The organism is Priestia taiwanensis (assembly GCF_014638355.1).
Lineage (GTDB): Bacteria > Bacillota > Bacilli > Bacillales > Bacillaceae_G > Priestia_D > Priestia_D taiwanensis.
The window spans coordinates 2,306,620-2,306,877 of record NZ_BMFK01000001.1 but is presented as its reverse complement, the minus strand read 5'-3'; the positions used below and the strand labels follow the sequence as shown (position 1 = coordinate 2,306,877).

1 protein-coding gene is annotated in these 258 nt (G+C 58.9%); it reads left to right on the top strand.

The window, feature by feature from the left end:
• Positions 1 to 258, top strand: a 258-nt coding sequence (locus IEV41_RS20185) for a hypothetical protein (RefSeq protein ID WP_268235143.1), incomplete at both ends; no start/stop codon positions are given.

The window sequence follows — 258 nt, the reverse complement described above, 5'->3', positions numbered from 1 at the left end:
AGCTACAGGTTCAACAGGAGCCACCGGAGTAACAGGAGCAACAGGAGCAACGGGAGCCACAGGTGACACAGGAGCTACAGGTTCAACAGGAGCCACCGGAGTAACGGGAGAAACGGGAGCCACCGGCTCAACAGGAGCCACAGGTTCAACAGGAGCGACGGGAGCCACAGGTGACACAGGAGCTACAGGTTCAACAGGAGCCACCGGAGTAACAGGAGCAACAGGCGACACAGGAGCTACAGGTTCAACAGGAGCGAC